Source organism: Lacibacterium aquatile (genome assembly GCF_042683105.1).
Lineage (GTDB): Bacteria > Pseudomonadota > Alphaproteobacteria > Elsterales > Elsteraceae > Lacibacterium > Lacibacterium aquatile.
Genome location: NZ_JBHUIP010000013.1, coordinates 346,617 through 362,378, shown reverse-complemented (window position 1 = coordinate 362,378; position 15,762 = coordinate 346,617). Strand labels below are relative to the sequence as shown.

General features: G+C 57.4%; 12 protein-coding genes and 1 tRNA gene. 9 read left to right on the top strand and 4 right to left on the bottom strand.

All coding sequences use genetic code 11. The features are described 5' to 3' along the window. Positions 1-2: 2 nt before the first annotated feature. Positions 3-2,018, bottom strand: a complete 2,016-nt coding sequence (locus ACFSM5_RS16930) for a M10 family metallopeptidase C-terminal domain-containing protein (RefSeq protein ID WP_379877686.1) — start codon at positions 2,016-2,018, stop codon at positions 3-5. 329 nt (positions 2,019-2,347) lie between these two features. Here ACFSM5_RS16930 and ACFSM5_RS16925 point away from each other — a divergent pair. From ACFSM5_RS16925 to ACFSM5_RS16900, 6 genes are all read left to right on the top strand, one after another. Continuing rightward, positions 2,348-2,424, top strand: a tRNA-Pro gene (locus ACFSM5_RS16925). Positions 2,425-2,626: 202 nt separating this feature from the next. Continuing rightward, positions 2,627-3,706 (top strand): ABC transporter ATP-binding protein, encoded by a 1,080-nt coding sequence (locus ACFSM5_RS16920; protein ID WP_379877685.1) that lies wholly within the window; start codon positions 2,627-2,629, stop codon positions 3,704-3,706. A gap of 54 nt (positions 3,707-3,760) precedes the next feature. Beyond that, the gene (locus ACFSM5_RS16915) at positions 3,761-5,017 is read left to right on the top strand and encodes an ABC transporter substrate-binding protein (protein WP_379877684.1); all 1,257 of its coding nucleotides are present in this window, start codon (positions 3,761-3,763) and stop codon (positions 5,015-5,017) included. 55 nt (positions 5,018-5,072) lie between these two features. Continuing rightward, positions 5,073-5,984, top strand: coding sequence for a carbohydrate ABC transporter permease (locus ACFSM5_RS16910; protein WP_379877683.1), 912 nt, complete (start codon positions 5,073-5,075; stop codon positions 5,982-5,984). Next, positions 5,974-6,828 (top strand): carbohydrate ABC transporter permease, encoded by an 855-nt coding sequence (locus ACFSM5_RS16905; protein WP_379877682.1) that lies wholly within the window; start codon positions 5,974-5,976, stop codon positions 6,826-6,828. Before ACFSM5_RS16910 ends, ACFSM5_RS16905 begins: the two co-directional genes overlap by 11 nt. Before the next feature lie 4 nt (positions 6,829-6,832). Then, on the top strand, positions 6,833-8,917 hold the full coding sequence (locus ACFSM5_RS16900; RefSeq protein ID WP_379877681.1) for a glycoside hydrolase family 31 protein: 2,085 nt from the start codon (positions 6,833-6,835) through the stop codon (positions 8,915-8,917). Positions 8,918-8,939: 22 nt separating this feature from the next. Here the strand turns inward: ACFSM5_RS16900 and ACFSM5_RS16895 are convergent, their stop codons facing one another. From ACFSM5_RS16895 to ACFSM5_RS16885, 3 genes are all read right to left on the bottom strand, one after another. Next, positions 8,940-9,932 (bottom strand): hypothetical protein, encoded by a 993-nt coding sequence (locus ACFSM5_RS16895; RefSeq protein WP_379877680.1) that lies wholly within the window; start codon positions 9,930-9,932, stop codon positions 8,940-8,942. 86 nt (positions 9,933-10,018) lie between these two features. Next, on the bottom strand, positions 10,019-10,684 hold the full coding sequence (gene gmk / locus ACFSM5_RS16890; protein WP_379877678.1) for a guanylate kinase: 666 nt from the start codon (positions 10,682-10,684) through the stop codon (positions 10,019-10,021). Next, positions 10,681-11,577, bottom strand: coding sequence for a YicC/YloC family endoribonuclease (locus tag ACFSM5_RS16885; protein ID WP_379877676.1), 897 nt, complete (start codon positions 11,575-11,577; stop codon positions 10,681-10,683). Before ACFSM5_RS16885 ends, gmk begins: the two co-directional genes overlap by 4 nt. A 70-nt stretch (positions 11,578-11,647) precedes the next feature. On the opposite strand from ACFSM5_RS16885, the gene ACFSM5_RS16880 reads away from it, so the two are divergent. The 3 genes from ACFSM5_RS16880 (at position 11,648) to ACFSM5_RS16870 (ending at position 15,752) form a co-directional block, all read left to right on the top strand. Continuing rightward, a complete protein-coding gene (locus ACFSM5_RS16880) occupies positions 11,648-12,265 on the top strand; it encodes an alpha-ketoglutarate-dependent dioxygenase AlkB (RefSeq protein ID WP_379877675.1) in 618 nt (205 codons plus the stop codon). Positions 12,266-12,328: 63 nt separating this feature from the next. After that, positions 12,329-14,449 (top strand): capsular polysaccharide biosynthesis protein, encoded by a 2,121-nt coding sequence (locus tag ACFSM5_RS16875; protein ID WP_379877674.1) that lies wholly within the window; start codon positions 12,329-12,331, stop codon positions 14,447-14,449. Then, entirely contained in the window at positions 14,439-15,752 is a 1,314-nt protein-coding gene (locus ACFSM5_RS16870) for a capsule biosynthesis protein (RefSeq protein WP_379877673.1), read from the top strand. Before ACFSM5_RS16875 ends, ACFSM5_RS16870 begins: the two co-directional genes overlap by 11 nt. Positions 15,753-15,762: the final 10 nt, after the last annotated feature.

Sequence of the window (15,762 nt, the reverse complement as noted above, 5' to 3'; positions counted from 1 at the left end):
CTCTAAACCCTTAGGTTGGTTGCAGGATCAAGGGCATTGACGCCAACGAGCGTAATCGTGAATTCCGCATAACCATCGCCATTTACGTCCCCCGACAAGCTATGCGCCGCCGCGTCGAAACGCAGTTCGCCCGCTGTCTTGCTGAAGGCAGCTCCGCCAATGAAATCGAAAGCCTGATTACCGTCGATCTTGGTGTTAGCGTCCAGGCTGATCAGTTGCAGGATATCTCCGGCTGAAAAATCCTCAATCGTCGTCACCTGGTTCTTAACGCCCACCTCAATGCCACGATAATTGAAGATGTCATCGCCCGCTCCGCCATAGAGCGTGTCTCCGCCATTAATGAAGCATAGAACGTCATCGCCGGCATGGCCTTTCACCAGATCGCCCCCCACACCGCCGGACAACGTATCGTTGCCATCGCCACCATAGAGACGGTCAACACCATCGTCCCCAACGAGGCGATCATCTCCTGCGTCGCCCGACAAAGTATCGTTATGCGCCCCGCCGAATATCTGATCATTGCCGATGCCGCCCCAGGCAACATCCAGCCCCGCTCCGCCACTCATGAGATCATCACCATAACCGCCGTAAAGGCGGTCATCGCCATCTTCACCGTATAGGGTGTCGTTACTGGCGTCCCCATATAAGGAATCGGCACTCAGCCCACCGACCAGGATGTCGCTGCCGAAGCTTCCAACCAGAGTATCGCTTCCCGCACCGCCACTGAGCACGTCGTTTCCGGCGCCACCGTTCAAACTGTCGTTTCCAGCCTCGCCTAATAGGCGGTCCTCACCATCCAGACCTAGGATGACATTCTTACCGATATTGCCGTAAATCGCATTGTCTTGGCTGTTACCGTGGCCGACCCAATTACCGGCACCATCCAGAACCAACCGCTCGAGGTTTATCGCCAGCGTGTAACTACCGTCGAAGATGACCCGGTCATTCCCGGTCGTATCGGAGATGACGTCATATTTATCGGCGTAATAAGTATCGTTACCAATGCCCCCTATCAGGTGATCGGCCCCACTTCCGCCAGATAACTTATCGTCCCCTACCCCACCAGAAATAACGTCATTACCAGCATTTCCAACCAGCAGATTATTGACCTCGTTCCCGATCAGAAGATCCGCTCCCGCCCCACCGATCGCCTGTTCGATCACGGCACCGGCACAGATGACGAATCCTCCCCAGGACGAAGAGGCGCGAGAGAGATAACCGCCAGCATTCTTTCCCGACAGTTCGGCATCTCTAAGATCAATGGTGGCTTTGCCTGCTCCTGTATAGCGGATGGTATCTATGCCGCCAGTGTCCCAGATGGATTTCCAGACATTACCGGCACCTAGGGTCGCGCTAATCTTATAGACAGTATTGCCCTTATTCGTATTGGGATTGGCGCCATAGATGGATTGCAACACAGCAACATCAAGCGCCATAGGCGAGGCAACCCAACCGTACCCCTTATCGTAGTTGGCAAATCCAGGCAGATTCGGCGCGTCATCCTTGTAACTCATGACGGTAAAGAGCGGAGAATTGTTACCATAATCCCCAAGATCGTAGGGGTCGGTCACCCCCGGCATGATCGCTGAGCTTCCGCCGTTGTCATGGGGATGAGCCAGGCCGAGCCCATGTCCCAGTTCGTGAATGATGGTCATGAAACCAAAGTTACCGGGCGCCATACCCTTGTCGCTCCAGCCAATTCCATCCTGATTATAGTACCCCTGGCCCTGATAATACCCGCCGTGGGGGCCATTCTGAGCAGCAAGCCACCCAGGTCCCCCAAAGAAAGCATCGTCTACACGGTGGAACTGCAAATTTCCGCCAGAAGCCACTTCCTTGAAATGGATATCAAGATATTCAGCGTAGACATTCAAAGCAGCCCGAATGCTTGCCTTGCCACCCGAACTCCAATCGTCATAGGACTCAGGGAAGGAGAAAGTGATGGGGCTTCCTGCCGACTCTTTCCATTTGTCACCCCAGGTGATCGAAGAAAGCCATGGGTTATCAGGCTGCTTCACGGAACCTGGAGACGCAATCGCCATGACACATACTTTCGCTTAAGACAGGAGAAAGCAGCCTAGCAACCTATCCGCGAGCTCACAACATGGCAGATCGAACAATTAATCGCGTAAAATGCGGTATATTCTCGCAGTCAGCAGCCACCTTTGATTGTAAATCCGAATCTCCCCTCGCCCCCGACAATAGGCATATCGGACCGCTTGACAACACGCACGCCCCCGTTCCGAATATTTCGGCGATGACCATCCTTGCCCACTATGGCTTGACCTGCAAAAAACCCCTTGCCACCCCTGCCTGAAATGCCCTACAAGGCGCCCCACGACGGCGACGGAGTGTAGCTTAGCCTGGTAAAGCGCTTGCTTCGGGAGCAAGAGAGCGGAGGTTCGAATCCTCTCACTCCGACCATCGTCGACCCAAGAACCCGCCTGCTCTGCAGTGCGGGTTTTTTGTTGTCTGGACCGCCGCCTCCGACCGGCCGTTCAATCACCCCGACTCATCTCTTATATAAGACATAAAATATATTGATTCCGATTGCTCCGCCCCGTATCGTTTGAAGCAATAAGGGCTGGCTCGATCAGCCAGCTAAGAAGAAATATTCGGGGGCGAAATGGCCGGGGTGGACATCAAAGGTGCCGTCAAGCGCTATGGCAACGTCCAGGTGCTGCACGGTATCGATCTTGAGATCCGTGACGGGGAATTCGTGGTTTTTGTCGGCCCCTCGGGCTGCGGAAAATCCACGCTGCTCCGCATGATCGCGGGGCTGGAAAGCATCAGCGGCGGCACCATCGAGATCGGTGGTCGCGTTATGAACGACGTACCGCCCCGCGGGCGCGATATCGCGATGGTCTTTCAGGACTATGCGCTTTATCCGCATCTTTCGGTCTTCGAAAACATGGCCTTTGGACTTCGCTTGCGAAAAGCCCCCAAGGCAGAAGTCGAGACGGCGGTGAAGCGCGCGGCAGGGATCCTCAAGATCGACCATCTGCTGGACCGCAAGCCGCGCGCGCTTTCGGGCGGTCAACGTCAGCGCGTGGCCATGGGCCGTGCCATCGTTCGCGATCCGCAGGTTTTTCTGTTCGACGAACCGCTGTCAAACCTTGACGCGCTGCTGCGATCGGAGATGCGGGTGGAGATCAAACGGCTGCATCAGCAGCTGAAAACCACCACCATCTACGTGACCCATGATCAAGTCGAGGCGATGACCCTGGCCGACAAGATCGTAGTGCTTAAGGGCGGCGATATCCAGCAGGTCGGCAGTCCTGACGATATCTATAACCGCCCGGCCAATCTTTTCGTCGCGGGCTTTACTGGCTCACCGCCGATGAATGTCATCGACGCCACGGTTCAGGGAGATGGACTACAGCTTGCAGAGGGCATCACCCTTCCTCTGCCCGCAGCCCTGCGCAACGCCCACGGAGGGCGCGATGGGCAGGCGGTAAAGCTGGGCATCCGCCCCGAACATATGTCGCTGGCCGGGGATGGTCCGAGCTTCACGCTGCCCGTCTCTCTCGTTGAGCCGCTAGGGTCCGATACCCTGGCTTTCCTGACCCTAGGCAGCCGCGAGATCGTGGCCCGCTTCACGCCCGATGAAGCACCGCGCGCAGGCGACCGCGTCACGGTTCATCTGCAATCCGACAAGCTGCATCTCTTCGACGCCCAGACGGGCGCGACGCTTACCCATCGCTGACATCAAGACCGGCAGGCTATGCACCGGCCGGATCACATCTGTGGAGGTACGGAAATGAGGAACAAGCTTACCAGCCTTCTGCTTGCCGCCGGTGCCGCCTCGGCGCTGATCTGCGGAACCGCATCGGCCCAGGCTCTCAAGGTGTTCGTCGGCGGCCAGCAGCGCCCCGACGTCATGAAGCAGCTCTTCGACATCTATGAGCGCGAAACCGGCCAGAAGGTCGAACTGGAAGTCGGCGGCACCACGTCGGAAGCCCAGCAGCAGTATCTAACCACCGTGCTGTCGTCCAAGGATGCGTCGCTGGACGTCTTCCTGATCGACATCGTGCGTCCGGCACAATATGCCGCCGCCGGTTGGGCCGAACCGCTCGACCCCTATATCGGCGCCAACAAAGCCGAATTGCTGAAGCGCTATCTGCCCGCCTATGCCGAAGCGAACAACGTCAACGGCAAGCTGGTGGCGATGCCTGCCTTTGCCGATGCCATGTTCCTTTACTACCGCAAAGATCTGCTGGAAAAGCACGGGGTCCAGCCGCCCAAGACCTGGGACGAGATGGTCGCCGCCGCCCAGAAGATCACGGGCGCCGAGGGCAATCCGAACCTCCAGGGCTTCTCCTATCAGGGGGCCAAGATCGAAGGCGCAACCTGCACATTCATGATCCCCTTCTGGGGCAAAGGCGCCGAACTGCTGAACAACGGCAAGCCCAGCGTCAACAATACGGCAGGCAAGGAAGCCTTCCAGTTCCTGCTGGACCTCAAGGACAAGAGCAAGGTCTCCAAGTCGGCCATCGCCGAAGTGACGACCGAAGGCACGCGCCTGGATTTCCAGGCGGGCAACGTGGTCTTCGCCCAGCTCTGGGGTTATGGCTGGAACCGCTTCCAGGCGGACGACAGCTCGGTCAAGGGCAAGGTTGGCGTCGTGCCGTTGCCTTCCTTTGCCGGTGGCAAGCCCGTCACCTGCGTTGGTGGCTGGCAGTGGGCCGTTTCCAGCTTCTCCAAGAACAAAGAGAAGGCCGCGAACTTCGTCATGTGGATGTCCGGTCCGCGCGTAATGAAGGAACTGGCCCTGCGTGCCTCGAACCTGCCTGCCATTCCGGAAGTCTACAAGGACCCGGAAGTGCTGAAGTCGATCCCCTGGTTCGAACAGGCCCTGCCGGTGGTCCAGACCGCCCGCGCCCGCCCGGTGAGCCCGCGCTACACCGAAGTCTCCGAAACCATCCAGTCCAATGTGAACGCGGTGCTGGCTGGGGTTAAGACGCCGGACGCAGCCCTGTCGGAAATCGACAGTCGCCTCGCCCGCATCTATCGCTAAGCGTAACGGGGCCGGGGTACCCCCCCCCCCCGGCCCCTCTCCACCCGAGGTTCCCATGGCTTCCCGCCCGCAAAAGATCCCGCGCGACATGCCCGAGGGCTGGCTTGCCTTCCTGATGCTGCTGCCTGCCATGGCGCTGCTGGGGCTGATCGTCGTCTATCCGGTGGGACGGCTGATCTATACGAGCCTGTTCGATCTGCGCCTGTCCGCCGGTTCCACCGAACCGATCTTCATCGGGATCGAGAACTACATCTTCGCCCTGACCGAAGATCCGCAGTTCTGGCACGCAACCTGGAACACGATCATCATCGTGCTGGTCACGGTGCCAGGCAGCCTTCTGGTCGGCCTGGGCCTCGCGCTGCTGGCGAACCAGCCCTTCCGCTATCGCTGGCCCACCCGCCTTGCACTGCTGCTGCCCTGGGCGCTGCCGCTGGTCTTTGCGGGCCTGATCTTCCGCTGGTTCTTCAATACCGACTACGGGATCGTCAATGACGTGTTGAACCGCCTGGGGCTGGAAGGCACCTCCTGGCTGACGCGCCCCAATCTGGCGATGGCCTGCATCTGCCTTGTCATCATCTGGAAGTCGGCCAGCTTCATGGCCATGATCCTGCTGGCTGGGCTGCAGACCATTCCCCGCGCGCTTTATGAAGCCGCCGAAGTGGATGGCGCCACCCGCTTCCAGCAGTTCGTAAAGATCACCCTGCCCATGCTGGTGCCATCGATCCTGGTGGCGATGATCTTCCGCACCATTACCGCCATACAGACCTTCGATATTCCCTATGCCCTGACCGCTGGCGGACCGGGCAACACCACCGAAACCCTGGCGATGTATATCCACAAGAACACCATCGACTTCCTCGATTTCGGCTATGGTTCGGCCCTGGCTGTGCTGATGTTCTGCGTCTCCATGATCGCCACTACCGCCTATCTGCGGTTCGTCAAGGCCGGAGGCTCCGATGAGCGCTGATCAAACCTCGACCGAGCGCGTCACAATCGAACGTCGCCTCTGGCTGTTCGTCGCGGGGGCCATCGTCTGCGTGAATGGTTTTTTCCCGGCGATCTGGATCCTGTTAACGTCGCTGAAGACCGATAGCGAACTGCAGGTGAAGCCGATCACCTATCTGCCGGTCGATGCGACCATGAAGAATTATCTTCAGGCTTTCACCGAACAGCCGCTGCTGACCTTCGTGTTCAACAGCGTCGTGGTCGCGGTCGGTGCCACCATCCTCTCGCTGCTGGTAGCGGCATTGGCAGCCTACCCCATCGCGCGGCTGCAGATGCGGTATCGCAACCTCGTGCTGTCGGCCATCGTCGCCATCAGCATGTTCCCGCTGATCTCCATCATGGTGCCGCTCTACCAGACCATGCGGGCGCTGGGACTGCTGAACAGCTATCTCGCGCTGATCCTGCCCTATTCGGTGCTGAACCTGCCGGTCTGCGTGCTGATGCTGGTCAGCTTCTTCCAGGGTATCCCGAAGGATCTGGAAAACGCCGCCATGATCGACGGCTGCACCCGTATCGGCGCGCTGTTCAAGGTGGTCCTGCCGCTATCGGCGCCGGGGGTTTTTACGGCGGGGATCATCAGCTTCGTCAATGCCTGGGATGAGTTCCTGCTGGCGCTCTCCATGAACTCCTCCATGACGATGCGGACTCTCCCTGTGGGCATCACGCTCTATCAGGGCGAGTTCGCTTTCCCCTGGCCGATCATCTCGGCCGCGCTGATGGTCGCCATCGTGCCGATTGCCGTGCTGATCGTCATTTTCCAGGAACGCGTCGTTTCGGGCCTCACGTCCGGCGGCATGAAGGGCTAGCGCCATGTTCAATCCCACGAATTTCACCGCCGCCGAAGGGTTCGGCACTGTCGAGACGACCAAAAACGGCGTGCGCCTGCAAACCTCGCAAGGCCCCCTAACGGTCGAGGCTCATGCCCCCGGCACCTTCCGCCTGCGCGCCGGTCGCACTGACCTTCCCGACTATGATCTGCTGATCAAGAAGGAGGCCGACCCCACTCTGCGCGTCGATGTGACGGTGGAGGCCGATCGCATCACGATCCGTCAAGGTGAGAGCGATCTGACCCTGACGCCGAATCCGCTGCGGCTGGAACTGAAGCTCGGCGGGCGGACGATCCTGACCTCCATCACCGATCAGCACTTCCGGGGCTGGAGCCGCATGCCTGCACTGGGCAAAGGCGACACCCACTGGCTGCTCTCCCTGGCGCTGGTCTCAGGCGAAGCGGTCTATGGCTTTGGCGAGAAATGGGGGCCGCTCAACCGGCGCGGCCAACTGATCGTCAGCCGGATCGAGGACGCGTTGGGCGTCAATACCGAGCTTGCCTATAAAAACACCCCCTTCGGCTGGTCGCCGCGCGGCTGGGGCGTGTTTGCCCATACACCGGCGACCGTGACCACCGGTGTCGGCTTTGCCCAATGGTCACACCGCACGCTGGCGATGGCCGTCGAGGATGAGGCATTCGACGTTTTCCTGTTTACGGGCGCGGAACCAGCGGACCTTGTGCGCCGCTATACAGCCCTGACCGGCCGTCCGAGCCGCCCGCCCGACTGGAGCCTGGGAGTCTGGCTGTCCCGCGCCTATTACCGCACGCCCGAAGAATGCGTGGCTGTTGCCAAGGAAGTGCGCCAACACAAGATTCCTTGCGACGTCATCACTTTCGACGGCCGCGCCTGGCAAGACACACCGACGCGCTTCTTGTTCGAATGGGATAAGAGCCGCTTCAAGGACCCTGCCGCCACATGCAAAGAGCTTAAGGACCTCGGTTTCCGGATCTGCAATTGGCAGTATCCGCTGGTCTCCACCGCTCATCCCGATTACCCGGACTTGGCGGCCAAAGGCTACTTCCTGAAAGACGCAAAGACCGGCGAGCCTTACGTCTATCAATGGGACCCGGGTCCCTTTGGCGCCGTGCTCACCCCGTTGCCGCCCAGCGGTATCATCGATTTCACCAACCCCGCCGCCTACGATTTCTGGAAACAGGCCCACAAGCCGGTCTTCGATGTGGGCGTCGATGTCTTCAAACCCGATTTTGGCGAACAGGTGCCGGACGATGTGGTCGCCTTCAATGGCGACAGCGGCAGGCGCCTGCACTCGGTCTATACCGCGCTTTATAATCGCTGCGTGTTCGAGGCGACTGCCGAGTATGGTCCCGGCCCCCAGCCGGTCGTCTGGGCGCGCTCAAGTTGGATCGGGGCGCAGCGATATCCTGTGCAATGGGGCGGCGATCCGCAGACCGATTGGGAAGCGATGGCGGCCTCGATCCGGGGCGGCCTTAGCTGGGGCATGAGCGGCGTGCCCTATCACGCCTCCGACGTCGGCGGCTTCTATGGCGCCAGCCAACCGGATGCCGAGCTTTATGTGCGCTGGGTGCAGGCAGGCATTCATATCAGCCACTTCCGCTTCCATGGTATCGGCGTGCGCGAGCCCTGGGGCTTTGGCGAGGAAGCGCTCGGGATCGTCCGCAAGGCGCTGGAATGGCGCTATCGCCTGATCCCCTATCTCGCCCGCTGCCTCGACGAGGCAGCAAATGCCTCCGTGCCCGTGCAGCGCGCCATGGCCTATGCCTTCCCCAATGATCGTCATGCCCACATCTATGAGACCCAATTCATGTGCGGGCCCAACCTCCTGGTCGCCCCCATCATCGCGCCTGGAGGCGAAGTAGAGGTCTACCTGCCTGCAGGCGAGCGCTGGGTCGATCTGGATAGCGGCACGGTGCTCGAAGGCGGCCAACTTATAAAGATGGTCTGCCCACTCGACCGCATTCCACTCTTTGGCCGCGTCGGAGGAGACATCCAACTAGGACCGACTGTGCAGCACTTGGGAGAGTGTGGAGACAAAGCAACAACGGTGGAAATTTGGCATTTCACCGCCCAAGGCGTCAAATCATGATCCAAATACTTTGTGGACCTGATTAACGACCTGCTGCCGTTTGAATTTCATCCATTAGATATTGCGCTTTATCGCGTAGAATTTCGAATTGCTGTTGAGAGAGATCCTGAACGCGATTAAGCTTAACGTAAATGAAGCTAAGGCACGATATGAAATAAAAATACCTCAGAGAAACAAGATCTTGTTTATAAGAACCTGATTTTAGTCTATTTGCCCTGAATTGCTCCATAAATTTTATCTGTATAGCCTTATAATCTTCGATTACCCCCAAACGAAATAATGAAGACAACAATCCACCATACTCAAATCCGATTGGAGCGAACGAGAATTCACCCCAGTCGATGAGGGTAAATTTTGGCTTTTTAAAGCGTATATTCTTTTGCAAAAGATCAAGATGCGATGGTACGCGAGGCATATCTTGGCAAAGCCGAGACATTCCATCCAGCATAGCAATAATCTTTTGAGAGTTGAAGCTTTCGGGGGCGGTCAGCAATGGCCCTTTAATTATCTTGCGAATATATTGCCGGTAGTTACCGCGGTAACGCCGAGATGCTGGCGCGGAAAAATAATCAAAACTCCCGAAACATGACAAATCCGGAGCGTCCGCCTGCATAACCTTAACAATACTCACAATCTTCAAATAATCTCGATAAAGATTAACTGATCTCCGGCCTTCCTTAGACATAAATATACTGCTACCCAAAAAAGACCTTTCGATCTTTAGTATTTTCGGACAGTATTTTTGAGCAGAAGGCCAAACATTCAGTATGTTTTTATAAAAAAACTCTTCTGCACTTGTTCCACTAAAAATGGGCCTATGAAATAATCTCTTTTCCACTATAGACAAGCATCTGTCATTTTCGTTGCATATGCTATGAACCAATATCCCTCTAGTGGAAAAGCGGCCACCCCCCTCTGAAACGACCGAATAAGAGGTCGGAACAAATTTTTCGTAATGCTCCTTCAGTATTTCCCGAATTTTCTCCGGGATTACATGATTTAAATCAGCAGCCATAACTTCACACTAACAACGGAATAGAAAGAGAAACATCACAGCACAAATAATAAACGTCAGGCCAAAATGGCAACCACGATACAAACTTATTCTGACTGCAGATTCGAAACAAACTCCGCCATTCCGATCTGGCGGTCACGACGCAGGCGTTCGGCCATCAAAATGGCCCTGACGCGCATATAGGTTTCGTCAAGGTCGGAATTCACCAGCGTGTAATCATATTTGTTCCAATGAGACACATCGTCGTGTGCCTTGGCCATACGACGGGCGATCACCTCTTCGGGGTCCTGGGCCCTACCACGCAGACGACGCTCCAATTCCTGCATCGATGGCGGCAAGATGAAGATAGTCACCAGATCGGGCCGCGCGCGGCGGAGCATCTGCTGGGTACCCTGCCAATCGATGTCGAACAGCACATCCAGCCCTTGGGTCAGCGCCTTTTCGACCGGGTCGCGCGGCGTGCCATAATGATTGCCATAGACTTCTGCATATTCGAGCAGACGGTCCCCGGCAACCAATTCATCGAAATCCGACTTACCAATGAAATGATAATCACGACCATGCTCTTCGGCGGGCCGCCGGTCACGCGTGGTCACTGAAATCGAGAGGGTCACCTGAGAGTCATCCGCCCGCAACATCCGGGAAAGCGTTGTCTTGCCCGTACCGGACGGCGAAGACAGGATTAACATGAGCCCACGGCGCTTGGCCGCCAGCGAAAGATCAGGAAGGGTAAGGTCGGTATGGGCGGTCATTCGACGTTTTGAACCTGCTCGCGGAACTGATCGATCACGGTTTTTAGCTCCAGGCCGAGCCGCGTCACCGCCATCTCCGCCGCCTTCGACATCAAGGTATTCGCCTCGCGATTGAATTCCTGCGCAAGGAAATCCAGTTTACGTCCTACCGCGCCATCGGCAACGAGCAATTCTCGAGCTGCGGCAACATGCGCCTCCAACCGGTCCACTTCTTCGGTGGGATCGGCTTTCGCGGCCAGCAGGGCAATCTCTGCCACCATACGATCTTCGGGAACGCTGGCCCCTTCCAGCAAAACAGTGACCTGGGCTTTGAGCTTCGCTGCGACAGCGGCAGTCTGCAAGGTCGCCGCCGACCGGGCTTCGAGAGTCAATCTCTCCACGAGATCCAGATGTCCTGCCAGCACCGCGCTCAGACGTCGCCCTTCACTCCGCCGCGTATCAACGAGGGCGGCCAGCGCAGCATCAAGCCCGTCAAGGATCGCCTTGTCCTGGGCCGACGTATCTTCCTGAGCGGCCTCCGGTTCCGGCGCCTCCATCACCCCACGCAAAGACAGAAGATCCGTCAGCCGGGGCGGCGTCTGATCGACCAGAAGCCCCAAATCCTGCTGCAAGGCGACGAGAGTTTCGATATAGGCTCGATTGATCGTCAGCGACGCCGACTTAACCTCGACGCGGCGAAGCTCCAGGGTCGCGCTAATATTACCGCGTTTCAAAGCTTTGCCGATTCTCTCACGCGCCGGTATTTCCAGGCGGTCGGCACCACTAGGAAGGCGGATACGGATATCCAGCCCCTTCCCATTGACGCTCTTAAGCTCCCACTGCCAGGAGTAAACATCTTCGACGCCGTTCTGCCGCGCGAAGCCAGTCATGCTGTGAATACAGATATCGCTCATGTGCCTGTTATATCGGCTGGACCTTGTGCGGGCAACGCGCCAAACCCGATGAAACGCGGTATGATGGGAAATGCTTGATCTTTTCGGCCGATCCCCGGCGCTGATTGCCCCTGGCGTGGTTCTTCTAACTGCGTTTTCCGACGTGGCTGTTCTCAAGTCGCAGATCGAGGCTGTCTCACTCCTTGCACCGTTTCGACATATGACTACGCCCGGCGGGCGGCCTATGGGGGCTGCTATGACGAATTGCGGGCCGCTCGGCTGGGTCGGCGACCGGAACGGTTATCGATATGAGGCGACCGATCCCTTGACCGGCCGCCCTTGGCCCGAGATGCCATCAGCGTTTATGACACTGGCTCGTCGTGCTGCCGAAACCGCAGGCTTCGGAAATTTCAAACCGGACGCCTGTCTCATCAACCGCTATGCCGTTGGCGTAGGCATGGGCATGCATCGAGATGTCGATGAGTTAGACCGCGAGGCACCGATTGTATCGGTATCGCTTGGACTTACAGCCCGTTTTGTCATCAGGATTGAGGGAAAACTGCAAAAAATTGAACTCAACGAAGGTGATGTTCTTGTCTTCGGCGGACCGGCGAGAGAAGCCGAACATGGTGTTCGGCCTGTTCGGCACAGAGAGGACTCGCAGCCGACAGACTTCCGCTTTAATCTGACGTTACGCAAAGCACGCTGATGCTTGCACGGGGCCGTAAACCATGGTTGTTTGCGGCCCGTTATACATACATGGATCTTTAATGTGAGTTTTTCGCCGGATAAGCCGCTTCGCCTGGGATATTGTCAAAGCACGATTCTGCGTAAGAACAGGCTATTCGCAGCCTGCCTGCCGGAAGCGGGCGCTTTGATCAAAATCGGCAGGATTAGCGGCAATACACAAGGCGTGGATGCAATCATCGGCTGGGGTCGCAAGAAAACCAGCCTCAGAGCGATGAAGCTTGCCGAAAAGCAGAAGCTTCCTTATTTCGCCATTGAGGATGGGTTTCTGCGTTCGCTGGATCTTGGTGTACGCCGAGCTGACGCCTTGAGCCTGTTGGTTGACAAAACCGGCATCTATTATGATGCCCGTTTCCCGTCCGACTTAGAAACTCTGATCTCGGCTGGCGCAGGCGGAGAGGATATAGCCCGCGCGGAGGCAGGGATGGCCCTACTGCGCCATCAGCGTTTGTCTAAATATAACGCAGCCCCCGAAATGGATGAGGCCTTGCTGTCCCGTGGCGACAGGGAACGGATCCTAGTTGTTGACCAGACGGCTGGCGACGCCTCCATTATCTATGGCTTAGCATCAAAAAGCAGCTTTAAGCACATGCTAGAAGCTGCCAAAGACGAAAATCCGAGTGCGGAAATCATCGTCAAGATTCATCCCGATGTCGCTGCCGGACGTCGCCAGGGGCATTTGGCCGATTGGGCACGACGCTGGAACTGCACCCTTATTGATCAGAGCTGCAATCCCTGGTCATTACTGGACCGGGTCGATCAAGTCTACGTCGTCACCAGTCAGATGGGATTCGAAGCGGCGATTGCGGGCCTGCCCGTGCGTTGCTTCGGCATGCCTTTTTACGCCGGATGGGGCGTCACCCGGGACGAGGTCACCTGCGAAAGGCGGACCGTCAAACGGACAGTCACGGATATCTTCGCAGCGGCTTATCTGCACTACTGCCGGTATGCCAACCCCTTCGACAATCTGCCGTCCAGTTTCGAGGAGACGGTTGAGACGCTTGGGCTCTGGCGTCGGACCAACGACGAGAACCGTACCCCGATAGCCGCAGTCGGCATGTCGCGCTGGAAACGAACGCAAGTCGCGAAGTTTCTACGCTCCACCGAAGGCAAGGCACATTTCTTCGATAGCGCCGACAGTGCGCTCGCCTGGAGCCAGAAACATCAGGGCAGGATCGTCGTATGGGCCTCCAAACAACCGGGCGACCTCGCCGAGAAAGCAGCGGCGCGAAATGTCCCTCTTGCTCGAATGGAGGATGGCTTTCTTCGTTCCGTCGGCCTGGGAGCAGACTTCATACCTGCATCCTCCCTGGTCGTCGATAAACGTGGGCTATATTTCGACCCGCGCCAGCCGTCAGATCTCGAGCATATCCTGCTGACCGACCCATTGGCAGAAGACATTTGCGCGCGGGCGGCCAAGCTGCGCAGCATTCTGGTCCATAACGATATTACCAAATATAATGTCGGAAGTTCGTCGAACAGCATTGCTTGGCCTGGAGCCGATGCGCGGCGGATTTTTGTTCCAGGACAGGTGGAGAACGACCGCTCGGTGCAGTTCGGTTCACCACGGATCCAGACCAACCTGAGCCTACTGAAGGCCGTACGAGCAGCGGCCCCCGAAGCATTTATAGTCTACAAACCCCATCCGGACGTCGACGCCGGTCACCGCATCGGTGCGATCCCCGACTCTGAAGCTCTTCAATATGCCAACGCCATCGCACGGGATATCTCCTCGGCGTCACTAACACGCGCGGCCGATGAAGTTCACACAATGACGTCACTGGTCGGCTTTGAAGCATTGCTGCGCGACAAGATCGTGCATTGTTACGGTCAGCCCTTTTACGCGGGCTGGGGCTTGACCGTGGATCTTCTGCCGGTTGCCCGCCGGAACCGCCAACTCACCCTGGATCAATTGGTTGCCGCAACCTTGATTCTTTATCCGCGTTACGTGGACCCCGTTACGGGATTGCCCTGTTCCCCAGAACAAGTTATTGAGCGGTTTGTAACTGGCTATCGACCGCCACCTACGGTAACCACATGGCTGCGGCGTAACATCGGTGCAGGCCGGCGGGGACTGCGCGAAGCGATCTGGTCCTTCGGCCGGTCAAAAGTAGTTGGCGATAAGGCTAAAAACCGTGGAACATGAGTTCTCCCTGGCCGACTATCCGGCGCCTAGCAAACGTAACATCTTGGTCCTCCAAGGTGTCGCCAGTATGTTTTTCAGCGATCTTGGAGCGTCTCTGCTAAGCCGGGGACATAAGGTTCTGCGCGTCAATTTCTCCGCAGGCGACCGCTGGTTCTGGCGAAATCAAGGCGCTATCAACTATAGTGGCGGTGCCGCCGCTTGGCCTCGCTATATCCAACGTCTGCTACAGACCGAGCAGATCACCGACATTTTGCTGTTCGGCGATTGCCGGGAAGTCCATCGCCCAGCCATTCGCGCAGCCGAAGCACGCGGAATTGCTGTTCATGTCTTCGAGGAAGGGTATCTGCGTCCAAACTGGATCACGCTGGAACCCCATGGGGTCAATGGCTATTCGAAGCTGCCCCGTGAGCCGGATTATTATCTGAAAGAAGCTGAGAAACTGCCGGAGATTCCGATCCCTCAGCCGGTTGCTGGCGGGATGCTGCGCCGCGTTATCGATGATATCATCTGGAACAGCCTCACTCTGCTGAGCACGCCCTTTTACGGCGGTTACCGGACCCACCGCCCGTTTAATGCCTTTGTAGAATATTCGGGGTGGATGCGGCGCCTCCTGAAGACGAAAAGCAATCGTACCCATGCCGCCCGTATCATAGATAGCTGCCTGCAGGTCCCTGGCCGCGCCTATGTGCTGGCCCTGCAATTGGACAGCGACTATCAGATCCGGGTTCATTCTCCCTTTAGCGGCATGACGGAGGTTATCGAGAAGACCGTTGCATCTTTTGCGGCACACGCCCCAAAAGACTCCTTCCTGATCGTCAAGAATCACCCGCTCGACAACGGCCTGATCAATCATCGCGCGACAACCCGCGACATCGCCCGTAAATTAGGCGTGCGCAGTCGCGTGCGCTTCATAGATGGTGGGCACTTGCCTTCCTTGCTGGACGCGTCTCGTGGACTGATCGTTGTCAACAGCACGGTGGGCTTGTCCGGCATCCACCACCATTGCCCGACGATCACCCTCTCAAACCCGATCTATAATATGCCGGGTTTAACCTATCAGGGATCCCTTGACAGCTTCTGGCTTGAAGGGGAAAGGGCTGATCAGAACCTTTATAAGGCTTTCCGCCGCGTCATCGCTGCCCAGACCCAGTTGAACGGCAATTTTTACACCCGTGCCGGGATTCAGCTCGGAATCCGCCATGCGATCCGACAGATCGAAGCCGCTCCCCTTAAGCCCGTGTTCACCAATGCGGATGCTGTCCTGGACGGTAATTTTTCCGGTCTCTCGATCATCGAGCCATGACCGCACCTTC